This window comes from Enterobacter sp. BIDMC109 (genome assembly GCF_001037885.1).
Lineage (GTDB): Bacteria > Pseudomonadota > Gammaproteobacteria > Enterobacterales > Enterobacteriaceae > Enterobacter > Enterobacter hormaechei_C.
In genome coordinates, this window is the sequence record NZ_KQ090002.1 from 3,053,120 (window position 1) to 3,071,071 (window position 17,952).

The 17,952-nt window shown below is 56.2% G+C and carries 15 protein-coding genes and 1 pseudogene; 1 reads left to right on the forward strand and 15 read right to left on the reverse strand.

The window, feature by feature from the left end; all coding sequences use genetic code 11:
* Window positions 1–53 precede the first annotated feature (53 nt).
* From sucD to sdhC, 8 genes are all read right to left on the reverse strand, one after another.
* Entirely contained in the window at window positions 54–923 is an 870-nt protein-coding gene (sucD, locus tag SK62_RS14455) for a succinate--CoA ligase subunit alpha (RefSeq protein ID WP_006809578.1), read from the reverse strand.
* A complete protein-coding gene (gene sucC, locus SK62_RS14460) occupies window positions 923–2,089 on the reverse strand; it encodes an ADP-forming succinate--CoA ligase subunit beta (protein WP_017384968.1) in 1,167 nt (388 codons plus the stop codon). The genes sucD and sucC overlap by 1 nt, the downstream gene beginning before the upstream one ends.
* An 85-nt stretch (window positions 2,090–2,174) precedes the next feature.
* Entirely contained in the window at window positions 2,175–3,401 is a 1,227-nt protein-coding gene (odhB, locus tag SK62_RS14465) for a 2-oxoglutarate dehydrogenase complex dihydrolipoyllysine-residue succinyltransferase (protein WP_003858613.1), read from the reverse strand.
* Between the two features lie 14 nt (window positions 3,402–3,415).
* Window positions 3,416–6,223, reverse strand: coding sequence for a 2-oxoglutarate dehydrogenase E1 component (gene sucA, locus SK62_RS14470; protein ID WP_003858615.1), 2,808 nt, complete (start codon window positions 6,221–6,223; stop codon window positions 3,416–3,418).
* A 359-nt stretch (window positions 6,224–6,582) separates the two neighbouring features.
* Window positions 6,583–7,299 (reverse strand): succinate dehydrogenase iron-sulfur subunit SdhB, encoded by a 717-nt coding sequence (sdhB, locus tag SK62_RS14475; protein WP_017384969.1) that lies wholly within the window; start codon window positions 7,297–7,299, stop codon window positions 6,583–6,585.
* Between the two features lie 15 nt (window positions 7,300–7,314).
* Window positions 7,315–9,081, reverse strand: coding sequence for a succinate dehydrogenase flavoprotein subunit (sdhA, locus tag SK62_RS14480; RefSeq protein WP_023303306.1), 1,767 nt, complete (start codon window positions 9,079–9,081; stop codon window positions 7,315–7,317).
* Window positions 9,081–9,428 (reverse strand): succinate dehydrogenase membrane anchor subunit, encoded by a 348-nt coding sequence (sdhD, locus tag SK62_RS14485; RefSeq protein WP_003858621.1) that lies wholly within the window; start codon window positions 9,426–9,428, stop codon window positions 9,081–9,083. Before sdhD ends, sdhA begins: the two co-directional genes overlap by 1 nt.
* The gene (gene sdhC, locus SK62_RS14490) at window positions 9,422–9,826 is read right to left on the reverse strand and encodes a succinate dehydrogenase cytochrome b556 subunit (protein WP_026080740.1); all 405 of its coding nucleotides are present in this window, start codon (window positions 9,824–9,826) and stop codon (window positions 9,422–9,424) included. Before sdhC ends, sdhD begins: the two co-directional genes overlap by 7 nt.
* Before the next feature lie 639 nt (window positions 9,827–10,465).
* Between sdhC and SK62_RS14495 the strand changes: the two genes are divergently transcribed.
* Window positions 10,466–11,749 (forward strand): citrate synthase, encoded by a 1,284-nt coding sequence (locus SK62_RS14495; RefSeq protein ID WP_006809584.1) that lies wholly within the window; start codon window positions 10,466–10,468, stop codon window positions 11,747–11,749.
* An 84-nt stretch (window positions 11,750–11,833) separates the two neighbouring features.
* Here SK62_RS14495 and nei read toward each other — a convergent pair whose 3' ends face one another.
* The 7 genes and pseudogenes from nei to SK62_RS14530 form a co-directional block, all read right to left on the reverse strand.
* Entirely contained in the window at window positions 11,834–12,625 is a 792-nt protein-coding gene (nei, locus tag SK62_RS14500) for an endonuclease VIII (protein ID WP_032670331.1), read from the reverse strand.
* Between the two features lie 18 nt (window positions 12,626–12,643).
* Window positions 12,644–13,384, reverse strand: coding sequence for a 5-oxoprolinase subunit PxpA (gene pxpA, locus SK62_RS14505; protein WP_047718619.1), 741 nt, complete (start codon window positions 13,382–13,384; stop codon window positions 12,644–12,646).
* Entirely contained in the window at window positions 13,371–14,303 is a 933-nt protein-coding gene (gene pxpC, locus SK62_RS14510; RefSeq protein WP_017384973.1) for a 5-oxoprolinase subunit PxpC, read from the reverse strand. The genes pxpA and pxpC overlap by 14 nt, the downstream gene beginning before the upstream one ends.
* Window positions 14,297–14,953 carry a 5-oxoprolinase subunit PxpB gene (gene pxpB / locus SK62_RS14515; RefSeq protein WP_003858633.1) on the reverse strand — a complete coding sequence of 219 codons (657 nt, stop codon included), beginning with the start codon at window positions 14,951–14,953 and terminating at the stop codon, window positions 14,297–14,299. Before pxpB ends, pxpC begins: the two co-directional genes overlap by 7 nt.
* A gap of 14 nt (window positions 14,954–14,967) precedes the next feature.
* On the reverse strand, window positions 14,968–15,711 hold the full coding sequence (locus tag SK62_RS14520; protein WP_003858635.1) for a type 2 GTP cyclohydrolase I: 744 nt from the start codon (window positions 15,709–15,711) through the stop codon (window positions 14,968–14,970).
* Between the two features lie 10 nt (window positions 15,712–15,721).
* A pseudogene (phrB, locus tag SK62_RS14525) lies at window positions 15,722–17,135 on the reverse strand (deoxyribodipyrimidine photo-lyase).
* A gap of 602 nt (window positions 17,136–17,737) precedes the next feature.
* Window positions 17,738–17,944, reverse strand: a complete 207-nt coding sequence (locus SK62_RS14530; protein WP_003858637.1) for a YbfA family protein — start codon at window positions 17,942–17,944, stop codon at window positions 17,738–17,740.
* Window positions 17,945–17,952: the final 8 nt, after the last annotated feature.

Consider the following 17,952-nt stretch of genomic DNA (forward strand, 5'->3'; position numbering starts at 1 on the left):
AAACGGACATTTTTTTATACTTCAACGCGCCCCATTCGGGGAGCAGAGAGGACTTACTTAATGATGGATTTCAGTGCTTCACCGATATCCGCCAGGCTGCGAACGGTTTTCACGCCTGCGGCTTCCAGTGCTGCGAATTTCTCATCAGCCGTACCTTTACCGCCAGCGATAATCGCGCCCGCGTGACCCATACGTTTGCCTTTCGGCGCGGTCACACCTGCGATGTAACCCACCACTGGCTTGGTCACATGATCTTTGATGTAAGCAGCCGCTTCTTCTTCCGCGCTACCACCGATCTCACCGATCATCACGATCGCTTCGGTCTGTGGATCTTCCTGGAACAGCTTCAGGATGTCGATGAAGTTAGAGCCCGGGATCGGGTCACCGCCGATGCCCACGCAGGTGGACTGGCCGAAACCGTAATCGGTGGTCTGCTTAACCGCTTCATAGGTCAGGGTGCCGGAACGGGAAACGATGCCCACTTTACCCGGCTTGTGAATGTGCCCCGGCATGATGCCGATTTTGCATTCGCCCGGAGTGATAACGCCTGGGCAGTTCGGGCCGATCATGCGCACGCCTGCTTCGTCCAGCTTCACCTTCACGGTCAGCATATCCAGCGTCGGGATACCTTCGGTGATGGTGATGATCAGCTTAATGCCTGCGTCGATCGCTTCCAGAATAGAGTCTTTGCAGAACGGCGCCGGAACGTAGATCACGGTCGCGGTTGCGCCCGTCGCTTCTACCGCTTCACGCACGGTGTTGAACACCGGCAGGCCCAGATGCGTGGTGCCGCCTTTACCTGGCGTTACGCCGCCAACCATCTGCGTACCGTAGGCAATCGCCTGTTCGGAGTGGAAAGTCCCCTGGCTACCGGTGAAGCCCTGGCAGATAACCTTGGTATCTTTATTAATTAAAACGGACATTATTTCCCCTCCACTGCGGCAACAACCTGCTGAGCTGCATCCGTCAGACTTTTCGCTGCAATAATATTCAGGCCGCTGTCAGCCAGTTTTTTCGCGCCGAGTTCAGCGTTGTTCCCTTCCAGACGTACAACAACCGGAACGTTAACGCCCACTTCTTCTACCGCGCCGATGATACCGTCGGCGATCAGGTCGCAACGTACGATACCGCCGAAGATGTTCACCAGAACCGCTTTCACGTTGCTGTCAGAGAGAATGATTTTGAACGCTTCGGTTACGCGCTCTTTAGTTGCGCCACCGCCCACGTCGAGGAAGTTCGCTGGCTCACCGCCGTGCAGCTTAACGATGTCCATGGTGCCCATTGCCAGGCCCGCACCGTTAACCATGCAGCCGATGTTGCCATCCAGCGCGACGTAGTTCAGCTCCCACTGTGCAGCCTGTGCTTCACGCGGATCTTCCTGAGACTGATCGCGCATTTCACGCAGATCGGACTGGCGGAACAGCGCGTTGCCGTCAGCGCCCAGCTTGCCGTCGAGGCAGATCAGGTCGCCCTGGGTGGTGATCACCAGCGGGTTGATCTCGATCAGCGCCAAATCGCGCTCCAGGAAAATGGTCGCCAGACCCATGAAGATCTTGGTGAACTGCTGAACCAGCTTGCCTTCCAGACCCAGTTTGAATGCCAGCTCACGACCCTGGTAAGGCATTGGGCCCGCCAGCGGATCGATAGCCACTTTGTGGATCAGGTGCGGGGTTTCTTCCGCCACTTTTTCGATTTCCACGCCGCCTTCGGTAGACGCCATGAACACCACGCGACGGGAGCTACGGTCTACGACTGCGCCGAGGTACAGTTCTTTCGCGATGTCGGTTGCCGCTTCCACCAGGATCTGGTTAACCGGCTGGCCGTTCGCATCTGTCTGGTAGGTTACCAGACGCTTGCCGAGCCAATGTTCAGCAAACGCACGGATCTCTTCTTTGCTCTTAACAACCTTCACACCGCCCGCTTTACCACGGCCACCAGCGTGAACCTGACATTTAACTACCCACGGGCCGGAACCGATTTTAGACGCGGCTTCTTCTGCTTCACGCGGGGTAGTACAGGCATAACCCACCGGAGCCGGTAAGCCATACCGGGCAAACAGCTGTTTGGCCTGATATTCATGTAAGTTCATGTGTTCTATCCATCCTTCAGGTAATCGTTAGGTAGTGCTTTTGTAGGCCCGGCAAGCAACGCGCCGCCGGGCAAGACTGCAAAAACTAGACGTCCAGCAGCAGACGCGTTGGATCTTCCAGCAGCTCTTTAATGGCAACCAGGAAGCCTACGGACTCGCGGCCGTCGATCAGGCGGTGATCGTAAGAGAGCGCCAGGTACATCATCGGCAGGATCTCCACTTTACCGTCTACCGCCATTGGACGATCTTTAATGGCATGCATACCCAGGATCGCGCTCTGCGGCGGGTTGATGATCGGGGTAGACATCAGCGAGCCGAACACACCACCGTTGGTAATGGTGAAGTTACCGCCAGTCAGGTCCTCAACGGTCAGCTTGCCGTCGCGGCCTTTCACGGCCAGCTCTTTGATTTTCTTCTCGATGTCAGCCATACCCAGGGTATCCACGTCACGCAGAACCGGGGTAACCAGGCCGCGCGGGGTAGAAACCGCCATGCTGACGTCGAAGTAGTTGTGGTAAACCACGTCATCGCCATCGATAGACGCGTTCACTTCCGGGTAGCGTTTCAGCGCTTCAACTACCGCTTTCACGTAGAAGGACATGAAGCCCAGACGGATACCGTGACGTTTTTCAAACGCGTCACCGTACTGCTTGCGCAGATCCATGATTGGCTTCATGTTGACTTCGTTAAAGGTGGTCAGCATCGCGGTGGAGTTTTTCGCTTCCAGCAGACGCTCGGCCACGCGCTTACGCAGGCGGGTCATCGGCACGCGTTTTTCGCTACGTGCGCCCAGAGCGGGCTGTGCCGCTGGTGCTGCCGCAGGGGCTTTCGCTTCCGCTTTCGCCTCAGAAGGCGCTTTTGCCAGATGCTTGTCGATGTCTTCGCGCGTCAGACGGCCACCCACGCCGGTGCCTTTGATGGCTGCCGGATCGAGGCTGTGCTCAGCCAGCAGGCGACGGATCGCCGGGCTGAGCGCGTCGTTGGTCTGATCGGACAGAGACGCCTGCTGGCGCTGGGCCGGGGTAGACGCTTTTTCTTCAGATTTGGCGCTGGACTCTTTGCCCGCGCTATTGCCTTCACGCAGGCGACCCAGGATCTGGCGAGAAGTGACGGTCGTACCTTCATCTTCCAGGACTGCATCCAGAATGCCATCCGCTGAAGCCGGTACTTCCAGTACCACTTTGTCAGTTTCGATTTCTACCAGCACTTCGTCACGGGTTACCGCGTCGCCTGGTTTTTTGTGCCAGGTGGCGACGGTTGCATCTGCTACGGACTCAGGCAGGTCGGGAACAAGAATATCTACGCTACTCATTATGTATCCTTTAATTAATCGACGTTCAGCGCGTCATTGACCAGATCTTGTTGCTGCTTCTGGTGAACGGACATATACCCTACCGCCGGAGAGGCGGAGGCCGGGCGACCTGCATAACGCAGGGCAGACCCAAATGGAATCACTTCACGGAAATGATGCTGGCTGCAATACCATGCGCCCTGGTTGAGCGGCTCTTCCTGGCACCAGACAAAATCATGAACGTGAGCGTACTGTTTCAGCACTTCCTGCATCGCCTGATGCGGGAACGGATAAAGCTGTTCGATACGCACGATGGCGACATCTTTCTGATCGTTCTTACGGCGCTGTTCCAGCAGGTCGTAATAAACCTTACCAGAACACATTACGACACGCTTAACGGCCTGCGGATCCAGCTCGTCAATTTCACCGATGGCCGGCAGGAAGGTGCCGTTTGCCAGCTCTTCCAGGCTGGAGACCGCCAGTGGATGGCGCAGCAGGGATTTTGGCGACATGACCACCAGCGGACGGCGCATACCGCGCAGCGCCTGACGACGCAGCATGTGGTAAACCTGAGCCGGAGTGGACGGCACGCAAACCTGCATATTCTGCTCGGCGCAGAGTTGCAGATAACGCTCCAGACGCGCGGAGGAGTGCTCCGGACCTTGTCCTTCATAGCCGTGCGGCAGCAGCATCACCAGACCGCACATACGGCCCCACTTCTGCTCACCGGAGGAGATGAACTGGTCGATGACGACCTGCGCACCGTTGGCGAAGTCACCGAACTGCGCTTCCCAGATGGTCAGGGTGCGGGGTTCTGCGGTGGCGTAGCCGTATTCGAAGGCCAGAACCGCTTCTTCTGACAGCACGGAGTCCCAGACCTTGAACTGGCCCTGACCGTTATGCACGTGCTGAAGCGGAGTGTACGTTGAACCGTTAGACTGGTTGTGTACAACCGCATGACGGTGGAAGAAGGTGCCACGACCCGCATCTTCACCGGACAGACGAACCGGAATACCTTCGTCAACCAGCGTCGCATAGGCCAGCGTTTCCGCGCCGCCCCAGTCGAACAGCTTCTCACCCGCCGCCATTGCCTGGCGATCGCCATAGATCTTGGCCACGCGGGACTGCATCTCGATCGCTTCCGGCACGGTGCTGATGCGTTTAGCCAGTTCCTGCAAACGCTTCATCTCAACCTTGTTCGGGTAGCTCTCGTCCCACTCGTGGTTGAGATACGGCGACCAGGTAAAGGAGTGCATGTTCATTGGGCGCAGCTCTTTCACTACGCATTCACCCGCATCCAGCGCGTCGCGATAAAGATTGACCATCTCGGTCGCATCTTCCAGCGTCGCCACTTTTTCGCTTTCCAGCTTGTCAGCGTAGATTTTACGCGGCGTCGGGTGTTTTTTGATTTTCTGGTACATCAGCGGCTGGGTTGCACTTGGCTCATCCGCTTCGTTGTGGCCGTGACGGCGGTAGCAGAAGAGGTCAATGAACACGTCGCGCTTGAAGGTGTTACGGAAGTCCAGCGCCAGACGGGTAACGAAAGCAACGGCTTCAGGGTCATCCGCGTTAACGTGGAAGATGGGTGCCTGAACCATTTTACCGATGTCGGTGCAGTACGGGGTGGAACGCGCATCCAGCGGGTTAGAGGTGGTGAAGCCCACCTGGTTGTTGATTACGATGCGAACGGTACCGCCCACTTCATAACCACGCGCTTTCGACATGTTCAGGGTTTCCTGAACCACGCCCTGCCCTGTGACCGCCGCATCACCGTGAATGGTGATTGGCAGCACTTTATTGCTGCTCGGCTCGTCCAGACGATCCAGACGCGCACGCACGGAACCGATAACCACCGGGCTGACGATTTCCAGGTGCGACGGGTTAAACGCCAGCGCCAGGTGAACCTGACCGCCCTCGGTTTCGATATCTGACGAGAAGCCCATGTGGTACTTCACGTCACCGGTGCCGAGGTGCTCTTTATGTTTACCCGCAAATTCGTCGAACAGATCCTGCGGCTTTTTACCCAGCACGTTAACCAGCACGTTCAGGCGACCACGGTGCGCCATGCCCAGCACCACTTCGCGCGTGCCGCTCTTACCGGCATGACGAATCAGCTCTTTCAGCATCGGGACTAACGCATCGCCGCCCTCCAGTGAGAAGCGTTTTGCGCCAGGGAATTTCGCGCCCAGATAGCGCTCAAGGCCTTCCGCTGCGGTCAGTTCGCTGAGGAAACGTTTTTTCTCTTCTGCTGAGAAATTCGCGTGGCCTGCCACGGATTCGATACGCTGCTGGATCCAGCGTTTCTCTTCGGTGGAGGTAATGTGCATATATTCCGCGCCGATGGAGCCGCAGTAGGTTTGCTTGAGCGCGTCAATCAGATCGCCCAGCTTCATCGTGTCTTTGCCGATGGCAAATGAACCTACGTTAAAGCTTTCCTGGAAATCGGCCTCGGTCAGATCGTGATAAGCCGGATCGAGATCCGCCACACGTTCCTGCTGCCACAGTCCCAGCGGATCGAGATTCGCATGCTGGTGACCACGGAAGCGATAAGCGTTGATAAGTTGCAGGACTTTAACCTGCTTCGCATTGGTGTCAGGGTCGGAAATCGCAGAAGAGTAACGTGAGGCATCCTTCGCCAGACGACGGAAATAATCACGTGTTTTTGAATGGAATTGATCCGGTTTGACCCCTGTACCAGGCAACTGCTGGAACATGGAACGCCAGTTTGCGTCCACTGAGTCAGGATCGGTTAAGAAGTCTTCATAGAGCTGTTCTATCCAGCTCTGGTTTGAACCAGAGAGGTAAGAAGAGTCCAGCCAGGCTTTCATTGCGCCGTTCTGCATCGTGATCCCTTAAGCATTTTTATGCTTACTTTCGCCGTAGAAACTACCACGCACACCACGTGTACGTGCCGGGGTTCACCTGCGAGCTCTTTGTGGCCCGCGAAGGAACCTTTAGAAACTGTCTAAATAATCTTCGTCGTTCCGGCTGCGACTGCGTTGCGGCTTTCACTCACCCCAGTCACATAGTCAACTATGCTCCAGGGGATTCGTTCAACCGCGCCTTGTCTCGCGCTGAACGTCTCGATTATTTACTTATCTGGCAGTTTTTAAAGGTTTCTGCAATTTGCCCGGTGGCGCTACGCTTACCGGGCCTACTGTTACGTAGGCCGGATAAGCGCAGCGCCATCCGGCGTTGTTACTTACGCACTGCGCTGCAACAACATCGACTTAATATGGCCGATGGCACGCGTCGGGTTCAGCCCCTTAGGACACACACTGACGCAGTTCATGATGCTATGGCAGCGGAATACGCTGAAAGCGTCACTTAGCCCTTCCAGACGATTCTCGGTTTCGGTATCGCGGCTGTCGATCAGGAAGCGATAGGCAGCCAGCAGACCCGCAGGGCCGATAAATTTATCCGGGTTCCACCAGAATGACGGGCATGACGTTGAACAGCATGCACAGAGAATACACTCGTACAACCCATCGAGTTTTTCACGCTGCTCAGGAGACTGTAAGTGCTCACGAGCGGGTGGATTTTGCCCATTATTCAATAAGTAAGGCTTAATCTTCTCATATTGTGCATAGAATTGCCCCATGTCCACCACCAAATCACGCACGACCGGCAGGCCAGGCAGAGGACGGATCACAATTTTCTGGCCAGGACGCTGTAGCGCTGAAATTGGCGTGATACAGGCCAGACCGTTTTTGCCGTTCATGTTCACACCGTCAGAGCCACACACCCCTTCACGGCAGGAGCGGCGGAACGACAGCGTAGGATCTTTCTCTTTCAGCTGGATTAAGGCATCCAGCAGCATCATGTCACGACCTTCTTCCGCTTCGAGGGTGTAATCCTGCATACGCGGAGCATCGTCTACATCCGGGTTATAACGATAAACTGAGAATTCGAGTTTCATTATCCTGTCTCCGCATTAGTAGGTACGAATCTTCGGCGGGAACGCCGGACGCAGTTTCGGTTCCATGTTAACGCTACGACGCGTCATGGTTTCCGACTCTGGCAGATACAGGGAATGGCACAGCCAGTTTTCGTCATCACGATCCGGGAAGTCGAAGCGGCTATGGGCGCCACGGCTTTCGGTACGGAAGTTTGCCGACATCGCAGTGGCGAACGCGGTTTCCATCAGGTTATCCAGCTCCAGGCACTCAACGCGCTGGGTGTTGAACTCGCTGGAGGTATCATCCAGACGGGCATTCTTCAGACGCTCGCGGATCGCTTTCAGCTGCTCAAGCCCTTTGGCCATAGCGTCACCTTCGCGGAATACCGAGAAGTTGTGCTGCATACACTCCTGCAACGCCTTACGGATCTCCACCGGATCTTCGCCGCTACGGTTGCCGTTCCAGCGGTTGAGGCGCTCAAGAGAGGCATCTATTTCGTCGTCGGTCGCATCACGCAGCGCGCCCTGCTCGGCAATAGACTCCTGGAGATGCAGACCCACCGCACGACCAAATACCACCAGGTCCAGCAGGGAGTTGCCGCCCAGACGGTTTGCGCCGTGCACGGATACGCAGGCAATTTCGCCTACCGCGAACAGGCCAGGGATGACCACGTCTTCGCCCTGCTCGTTCACGGTCAGCGCCTGACCGGTCACTTTGGTCGGAATACCGCCCATCATGTAGTGACAGGTTGGGATAACCGGAATTGGCTCTTTCACAGGGTCGACGTGCGCGAAGGTGCGGGACAGCTCCAGAATGCCCGGCAGACGGGATTCCAGCACGTCTTTACCCAGATGGTCGAGTTTCAGCTTCGCGTGTGGACCCCAAGGGCCGTCACAGCCGCGGCCTTCACGGATTTCGATCATGATGGAACGCGCCACCACGTCACGGCCCGCAAGGTCTTTTGCGTTTGGCGCATAACGCTCCATGAAGCGCTCGCCATGTTTGTTCAGCAGGTAACCACCTTCACCACGGCAGCCTTCTGTCACCAGTACGCCCGCACCGGCGATACCGGTTGGGTGGAACTGCCACATCTCCATGTCCTGCACCGGCACGCCAGCGCGGATCGCCATCCCAACGCCGTCACCGGTGTTGATATGGGCGTTGGTAGTGGACTGATAGATACGGCCTGCGCCGCCGGTCGCCAGAACGGTTGCGCGGGCTTTGAAGTAGACCACCTCACCGGTTTCGATGCACAGGGCGGTACACCCCACCACGGCGCCATCGGCGTTTTTCACCAGATCCAGCGCATACCACTCGGAGAAAATTGTGGTGTGGTTTTTCAGGTTCTGCTGATACAGCGTGTGCAGCAGCGCGTGGCCGGTACGGTCAGCCGCCGCTGCGGTTCGTGCCGCCTGCTCGCCGCCGAAGTTTTTCGACTGGCCGCCAAACGGACGCTGATAGATGGTGCCATTTTCCAGACGAGAGAACGGCAGACCCATGTGGTCCAGCTCCAGAATCGCTTCCGGGCCGGTTTTACACATATATTCGATGGCATCCTGGTCACCGATGTAATCGGAACCTTTTACCGTATCGTACATATGCCATTCCCAGTTATCTTCATGGGAATTACCCAGCGCAACGGTGATACCGCCCTGCGCAGACACAGTGTGGGAACGGGTCGGGAATACTTTAGAGAGCAGCGCACAGGTCTGGCCGCTCTGGGAAATTTGCAGTGCGGCGCGCATACCTGCGCCACCCGCACCAATCACAACAGCATCAAATTCTCTGACTGGCAGTTTCATTACACACCCCACACCACAACAAATCCATAAATGACGTAAACCAGCAGAGCAACAACAATAATCAGTTGCAGCGGAAGGCGAATCGCCAGCGGTTTAACGTAATCGGTCAACACCTGCCACATGCCAATCCAGGCATGAATAAGGATGGAGAACAGGGCCAGCAGGGTGAACACTTTGGTGAAGGCCGATCCGAAGAAACCACTCCAGATTTCCCACGTCAGCGTGCCGCTGGTCGCGAAGAAACCGATCATATAGATGATGTAAAGGGTGAGAACGATGGCGGTAGCACGGACCAGGATGAAGTCATGTACGCCGTTGCGTCCTAATGCGGAGGCGTTGCTTACCATACGAGAACTCCTGCGAGAAGTGAAAGCACGACAGTGATCACAAATGAAATGTTAGCGGTACGTTTACCGGCCTCGAACGTCTCTTCCAGGTAGCCAAAGTCCATCAGCATATGGCGAACGCCGCCAACCACGTGATAGGCCAGCGCGGTCAGAATGCCCCACATGATAAATTTCACGAAGAAGCTGTTCATAATGGCTGAGGCCTGGAGGAATCCTTCAGGGGATGAGAGGCTGGTTCCCAGTAACCACAGCAAGATACCGACCGCCACAAACGTAATCACACCAGAAACACGGTGCAGAATGGACGCTATTGCTGTTACAGGGAATCGGATCGTTTTCAGATCCAGATTGACAGGTCTTTGTTTTTTCACATTTCTTATCATGAATAACGCCCACATGCTGTTCTTATTGTTTCCTTCCTCCGGACTGCGATGCGGGTCAGACAGCGTTCCTTTTCTATAACTGCGCGTCATGCAAAACATTGCTTCCAAATGCTAAAACGACACGTTACAACGCTGGGTGGCTCGGGATTGCAGGGTGTTCCGGAGACCTGGCGGCAGTATAGGCCGTTCACAAAATCATTACAATTAACCTACATACAGTTTGTTGGGTTTTCTCTGGAACAGTGATCGGGGTCACGATAACAACATCTTTTTAATTTTTAATCATCTGATTTGACAAATGTTAAACAATATTGTTACAAACGTCATCAGAAAAGGCATATAATGCGCAAAAGTTATGAGGTCTCTCTTTCACCTGACAAATAGTTATGTAACAGTGTGATGGTATTGACCGAAGTTATCAGGACAGTTATTAGTGATATACAGGTTTGAATAATTCGGACTGCAAAAACGCTGATTTGCTGTTGTTTCACTGATATTTCATTCGTTTACCTGCAAGGCGCCATAGCTCTGTACCCTGGTTTCTCCTCGTGAGCTGAGCGGTAAGCCAAATAACAATCTGGTAACGATGATTAACAGCTGAAAGCAAATCCGGTAAAGCGCAGTCTTAAGCATAAGGCGCTAAGGAGACCGTAAATGGCTGATACAAAGGCAAAACTCACCCTAAATGGTGATGATGCTATTGAACTGGATGTGCTAAAAGGCACGCTCGGTCAGGATGTTATTGATATCCGTACGCTGGGTTCCAAAGGGGTATTCACCTTTGACCCTGGATTCACCTCCACCGCATCTTGCGAATCCAAAATCACCTACATTGACGGTGACGAAGGTATCCTGCTCCATCGCGGCTTCCCCATCGATCAGTTAGCCACCGAATCCAACTATCTGGAAGTGTGCTACATCCTGCTGAACGGCGAAAAACCGACGCAGGCGCAGTACGATGAATTCAAAACCACCGTGACCCGTCACACCATGATCCATGAGCAGATTACCCGTCTGTTCCATGCGTTCCGTCGTGACTCTCATCCGATGGCGGTCATGTGCGGTATTACCGGTGCGCTGGCGGCGTTCTACCACGATTCTCTGGACGTGAATAACCCACGTCACCGTGATATCGCGGCGTTCCGTCTGCTGTCTAAAATGCCTACCATGGCGGCGATGTGTTACAAATACTCTATCGGTCAGCCGTTTGTGTACCCACGCAATGACCTCTCCTACGCGGGTAACTTCCTGCGTATGATGTTCTCCACGCCGTGCGAAGAGTACGAAGTGAACCCGGTGCTGGAACGCGCGATGGACCGTATTCTGATCCTGCACGCTGACCACGAACAAAACGCCTCGACCTCTACCGTCCGTACCGCGGGCTCTTCCGGCGCGAACCCGTTCGCCTGTATCGCTGCGGGTATCGCCTCCCTGTGGGGACCGGCGCACGGCGGCGCGAACGAAGCGGCACTGAAGATGCTGGAAGAAATCAGCTCCGTTGAGCACATTCCTGAGTTCGTGCGCCGCGCGAAAGACAAGAATGACTCCTTCCGTCTGATGGGCTTCGGTCACCGTGTTTACAAAAACTACGACCCGCGCGCGACCGTCATGCGTGAGACCTGCCACGAAGTGCTGAAAGAGCTGGGCACCAAAGATGATCTGCTGGAAGTGGCGATGGAGCTGGAACACATCGCGCTGAACGACCCGTACTTCATCGAGAAGAAACTCTACCCGAACGTCGATTTCTACTCTGGCATTATTCTGAAAGCGATGGGCATTCCGTCTTCCATGTTCACCGTAATCTTCGCCATGGCGCGTACCGTGGGCTGGATTGCGCACTGGAACGAAATGCACAGCGAAGGCATGAAAATCGCGCGTCCTCGTCAGCTGTATACCGGCTACGAGCAGCGTGATTTTAAGTCTGACATTAAGCGCTAAAAAACACGCCCGGCGGCGCTTCGCTTGCCGGGCCTACAAGTGCGAGATGTAGGCCGGGTAAGGCGTAGCCACCACCCGGCTTTTTTACATCTGGCACCCAGGACACCAGTAAAACGGCCTGGAAGAGATCGTCGCCTTCTCAATCACCCCGCCGCACCGCTCGCACTTTTTACCTGCCCGATGAAACACCTTGAAGCGGAACAGCGCCCCGTGATGCTTGTTCTCATCCACCACGCCGCGCGTGTTGTACGACAGCCGTGGAATATCCAGTAACGCGTGCGACAGCGCCTCCAGCTGTTCATCGCTCAGCTGCGACGCTTTGCGCTGCGGCGCCAGCCCCACTTCCCAGAGGATCTCCACCCGCAGGTAGTTTCCCAGCCCCGCCAGAAATGCCTGATCGAGCAACAGCCCGGAAAACTGCCGGTTGCGGAATGTGGGGGATAACAACCGGGCTTTCACATCGCTTGCCGTCAGACGCATGTCGAGCACGTCCGGTCCGACCCGCTGTAAGAACGGATGCGTCAGCAGCTGCTCCGGTGTTAACATTTCGATATCAGAGGCGCTGTAAAGCAGGATCGCCTTATCCGCCGTTTGTAGCCGCACGCGCAGCACGCGGGTCGTTTGCGGCTGCTCGTCCGCCTCCACCACCCGCCAGACACCGTAAAGCTGATTATGGCTGTATAACGTCAGGTTATGGGAAAAGTGGGTGAGTAACGCCTTGCCGCGCGTTTCAATGTGGGTCACCGTCTGCCCCACCAGCTGCGATTCAAACGGCTTGAGTTGAGGAAAGGCAAACCAGACGTGTGTCAGAGGTTTGCCCTTTATCGCCGCCTCCAGGCTATCCGCCGCGCGGCGGATCTCCGGACCTTCTGGCATGTTATTGTCCTTTCATGATTATTCTGCGCTGACAACAATGCCCTCTTCCGAGAACGCCGCCCGCAGGCGTCGCGCAAACTGGAGCGCATGCTCGCCGTCACCGTGTAAGCACACCGTATCAGCCTGAACGTTTGCCGTTGTCCCCTCCGTTGAGGTTACTCGCCCGAAGCGCACCATCTCCAGCGTCTGCGCCAGTGCTTTACCTTCGTCGGTGATCAGCGCACCGGCCTGCGTACGCGGAACCAGGCTACCGTCCGGCAGGTATCCCCGATCGGCAAACACTTCCTGCCGCGTCGTCAGCCCCAGCCGTTCTCCGGCACGAATAAGCTCGCTGCCCGCCAGGCCTACCAGAATCAGTTGCGGATTACAGTCCCGCACCGCACGGGCAATGGCATCCGCCAGCGCCGGATCTTTCGCCGCCTGGTTATAGAGCATGCCGTGCGGCTTGACGTGGCGCAACACGCCATTCTCAGCGCGCACTATCGCCTCCAGGGCGCCGATCTGGTAGAGCATTTGCGCGTAAACCGTCTCAGGCGGCAGAACCATCACCGTGCGACCAAAGTTTTCCCGGTCGGGAAAGCTGGGGTGAGCGCCAATCGCCACGCGGTTTTTCATGGCATTGCGCACGCTCGCCAGCATGGTCTGCGCATCGCCGGCATGAAACCCGCAGGCGATGTTCACCGAGGAGACCAGCGTCATCAGCGCCGCATCGGCGCTGCTGCCCTCCCCCAGATCGGCGTTTAAATCAATCTTTACCATCGAGCCTCCACGCCAGCTGATCGAGATAACGCTGCTGATCCTGCCGGGCTTTCAGCGCCTCCTCCAGCGAACACTGCACAAAATGAATGGGCTGACCTAGAGGAATTTGCGCCAGATGGTAGCGATCCGCTTCGATAATGCAGGCAATACGCGGATATCCCCCCGTGGTTTGCGCATCGTTCATCAGTACGATGGGCTGCCCGTTGCCCGGCACCTGAATCACCCCGGGCAACAGACCATGGGAAAGCAGTTCCCGGTCAGTCGTGCGGGTCAGCGGCTGCCCCTGAAGCCGGTAACCCATGCGGTTACTCTGCGGGCTGATCTTCCACGGCGAGCGCCAGAAAGACTCTTTCGCGGCTTCATCAAACTCATGGTATTCCGGTCCTGGTAAGGCGCGGATCACGTTCCCCCACAGCAGCTGTTTCACGCCCTGCGTGGTGGTGAAATGGCGCGTTGAGGTCTTTATCCGCAGACGATCGCCGTCACGCAGCAGCCGTCCTTCATGGCCGCCCATTCCCGCTTTCTGGTCGGTGCTGGATGAGCCCAACACCTCCGGCACGTCGATCCCCCCCGCCACCGCAAGATAGCTGCGCACGCCGTGCAGAGGACGCTTGAGCGTCAGACGCTGCCCGGCCTTCGCCCGCAGGCGCCAGCCGGTCCACACCGCTTTGCCGTCCAGCATCGCGTCACAGCCCGCGCCGGTTAAGGCAAACCAGGTTTCCTGACCAAACTCAATCACGCACTGACCCAGCGTAATTTCTAACGCCGCCGTGCTGCCTGCGTTACCTACCAGCAGGTTGGCAATCTCCAGCGAAGGGCGATCGAGCGCACCGCAGTAGCTTACGCCCGACTGACGCAACCCAAAACGCCCGGCATCCTGTACCGAGGTGTAAAGCCCTGCGCGAATAAGCGTTAACATACCCCCTCCTTCTGCGGGATAAAGCGCAGGGTATCCCCCGGACGCAGGAGTATGGGCGCGTCCTGGCCTGGTTCAAATAACGGCGTGGACGTGTGCCCAATCAGCTGCCAGCCTCCCGGTGAGGCGAGCGGATAAATTCCCGTTTGCTCGCCACCAATCGCCACGCTGCCCGCCGGTACGCTCAGGCGCGGCTCAGCCCGGCGCGGCGTATGCAGCTGGGGCGATAACCCGCCCAGATAGGGGAAACCCGGCTGAAATCCCAAAAACCAGACAACATAGTCGACTGAGCTATGCAGCTCCACAACCTGCTTCTCCGTTAATCCACAGTGTTCGGCCACCACGCCAAGGTCGGGACCTCCCTTGCCGCCATAGACAACCGGGATCTCAATCGTCCGCGATTCCGGCTCCAGCGCCTCGCTCTCCTCCCACCAGCGTTGCAGACGCTCAATGGCATCCAGCGCCCCCGTGTGCGGATCACGCAGCACCACGGTGATATTATTCATACCCGGAATAGCTTCAACCACGCCGGGTAGCTCGGGCAGTCGCTGAGCCAGACGCCAGATACGCTTTTGCGTAGCAAGCGTCACCGGAGGCTCAAGCTCCAGAACTACCGCGGTTTCACCCAGAAGATAACAACGCGCTCGCTGCACTTAACTACCTCTCATCAGGCCGGATTAGGGATATCAATAAACGTCACATCCAGATCGGTATTTTCCGTCAGCCACTCGCTGAGGGCGCGGATGCCGCCACGCTCGGTGGCGTGATGGCCCGCCGCGTAAAAATGCAGGCCTTGTTCACGGGCTGAGTGAATGGTCTGCTCGGAGACTTCGCCGGTAATGAAGGCGTCGACACCAAAACGCGCCGCGCTGTCAATAAAGCCCTGGCCGCCGCCGGTGCACCATGCCACGCGCTTCACGGTATCCGGCCCGGTGTCGCCGCACCACAGCGGACGACGCCCCAGCCGCGCTTCGATCCACGAAGCCAGCTCCAGACCCGGAACCGGCATCGACAGTTCGCCCCACGGCACCAGAGGTTCAATTTCACCCATCACGGTAATCCCCAGCAGCTGCGCAAGCTGAACGTTATTTCCCAGTTCAGGATGCGCATCGAGCGGCAGGTGATAGCCGTACAGATTGATGTCATTCGCCAGCAGCGTTTTAAGTCGGTTGCGCTTCATGCCGCGAATAATCGGTGATTCGTTTTTCCAGAAATAACCGTGGTGGACAATCACCGCATCGGCTTCCTGACGCACCGCCTCATCCAGCAGCGCCTGGCTTGCCGTCACGCCGGTGATGATTTTTTGCACCGTCTCACGCCCCTCCACCTGCAAGCCATTCGGGCCGTAGTCGCTAAACGAAGCCGTGTTGAGTTTTTCGTTAATCAGGCGTTCCAGTTCACTGTTTTTCATCATCATTCTCTCAAACTTTTCGGGCGGCTTCGTACGCCGCCAGCGTGGCGACGCGCGCCTGTTTATGGTCGACAATGGGACGGGGATAGTTCAGGGTAACACGCTGTTTATCCGCCCATATCCAGGGTTCATGAATGGCTTTGGCCGGGACATCCTTAAGCTCCGGCAGCCAGCGACGGATAAATTCGCCGTCGGCGTCAAATCGTTGTCCCTGCGTGGTCGGATTGAAGATCCGAAAATAGGGAGCCGCATCCGTTCCGGTGGAGGCCGCCCACTGCCAGCCGCCGTTATTCGCCGCCAGATCGCCATCGATCAGCTGAGAGATAAAATAACGCTCTCCGGTTCGCCAGTCGATAAGCAGATCCTTCACCAGGAAGCTGGCGGTAATCATTCGCAGACGGTTATGCATCCACCCGGTTTCATTGAGCTGCCGCATAGCCGCATCAACAATCGGGAAGCCGGTGAGCCCATGCTGCCATGCCTTAAGCAGCTTCTCATTCGACTGCCACTGTACCTGTTCGGTCCAGTGAATAAAGGGCCGATGTTTACACAAATCAGGATGATACGTCATCAGATGGCGATAAAACTCACGCCAGATCAGTTCGTTCAGCCACACTGCGCCCGCCCCCCCCGTCTAAGGCCTGAGGCTGTTCCGCCAGCAGGCGATGTAAACACTGGCGCGGAGAGAGCGCGCCCAGCGCTAAACAGGCCGACAAGCGACTGGTGCCTTCAGTCGCTGGAAAATCCCGACGCGCCTCGTACTCTGCCGCCCCCTGCGTGCAGAACTGACGCAACCGGTCAATAGCTGCTTTCTCACTGGCGGGGAATACCGTTTCATCGAACGACTGCTGGGGATAATTCAGCCTGATCGCCGGCATATCCGTTATCGTTTCCCCTCTCACGGTCGGGGCGGTAACGCACTCAGGTAGTCCCTCTTTCAGGCGTTTGATAAAGGCATTTTTAAACGGCGTGAAAACTTTATACATCTCGTGGCTACCGGTCATTACGCTGCCCGGCGCGAGCATCACGCTGTCATCAAAGCCTTCACAGACCACGCCCGCAAGGGTTTTCTCCAGCTGACGATCCCGCTGTTGCTCGTTGAATTCATACTGATAGTTGTAATAAAGATGCGTTACTGCGTGCTGCTGGCAGATTGCCTGCACCGTCTGGCGCTGCGCGGCAAAATCATGGGCCTCTTTATAGATCAGCGGAATGCCTTTTTCAGCCAGTGAATGTTGCAGGTCATTCAGATACGCGCTGAGTAGTGCCGCTTGCCGGGGCGCCATGTCATGCTGCCGCCACTGTTCAGGCGTGGCGATAAACAGGGCCAGCACATTCGCGTCTTTAGCGCGGCAGGCCGCCGCGAGAGCGAAGTTGTCGTGAATGCGTAAATCCGCGCGAAACCAAACCAGATGGGTGGGCATAAAACTCCTGGCAATTGTCCATTATGTCCGTAAGGGCATGCCGTAAAAGGAAAAAGGCACGCTTTGAACTACTTTGCCATGAAGTGTAGACGGGATGAAATAAAAAAGGCCGCCCAAGGCGGCCTTAACGCTACTTGTCCTGCGCTATCAGGGTAAAGGCAATAAACACATCCGGTTTATCACTCTTTACAACGAGTGCGCTGGCGACAATGAACGCGATGCATAAATAGCGTTTCACTATGCGGTCCCTGCTGCTAACCGCTCCACCTATCACCACCGGTGATAAATCGGTGGACACAAGCCCGGGTAGGTGGGCTGCTTTACGGCTATGGATACACCTTTCCCAGGACCGATGCCCATTTGCGAGATGGCGGAAAGGGACGCTGCATAGTAGGCATCACGTGAGCAAAACGTAATCCATTGAACCTGTTTTTAAGAATTTATTTAGGAGTGAAGCGTTTGCTTATTAAACCAGCAGAAGTATGCTTGTAAGCCTCTGTGTGAGAGCTTGAAAACCACCCAACGGACCGCGAATCCCGAGGGACAAAAAAACCGCCACATTGCTGTAGGCGGTTTTTTTATGGCTACGATGTCACACCGTATCAGTAGAAATCGCAGGTCGCTTTCTCGGCCTGATCCATCCACACCGGCTTCTCGCTGGTTTTCGCCCAGACGCGGTGCAGGTAACTGTAGAAACGTGCGCGATCTTTCCAGAACAGCATCACCGGCAGGGCCAACACGCCAGCCACTACGGCGAAAGTGCGACGCATGAAAATGATATGAGCCGGAAACTCTTTATAAAGATCCATAATTTTCT